The organism is Neisseria sp. P0022.S010 (genome assembly GCF_051956635.1).
In genome coordinates this window covers 1-445 of sequence record NZ_JBQCXF010000906.1, presented here as the reverse complement: position 1 = coordinate 445, position 445 = coordinate 1, and the positions used below count along the sequence as shown (strand labels likewise).

The window sequence follows — 445 nt, the reverse complement described above, 5'->3', positions numbered from 1 at the left end:
GACTACCAGGGTATCTAATCCTGTTTGCTCCCCACCCTTTCGCTCCTCAGCGTCAGTTACGGCCCAGAGATCTGCCTTCGCCATCGGTGTTCCTCCTGATATCTGCGCATTCCACCGCTACACCAGGAATTCCAATCTCCCCTACCGCACTCTAGTCTGCCCGTACCCACTGCAGGCTGGGGGTTGAGCCCCCAGTTTTCACAGCAGACGCGACAAACCGCCTACGAGCTCTTTACGCCCAATAATTCCGGATAACGCTTGCACCCTACGTACTACCGCGGCTGCTGGCACGTAGTTAGCCGGTGCTTTTTCTGCAGGTACCGTCACTTTCGCTTCTTCCCTGCTAAAAGAGGTTTACAACCCGAAGGCCGTCGTCCCTCACGCGGCGTTGCTGCATCAGGCTTGCGCCCATTGTGCAATATTCCCCACTGCAGCCTCCCGTAGG

At 57.1% G+C, this 445-nt stretch carries 1 rRNA gene; it reads right to left on the bottom strand.

Features of this window, described 5'->3' with window-relative positions:
- Positions 1 to 445, bottom strand: a 16S ribosomal RNA gene (locus ACTHUT_RS22040); the annotation flags it as partial.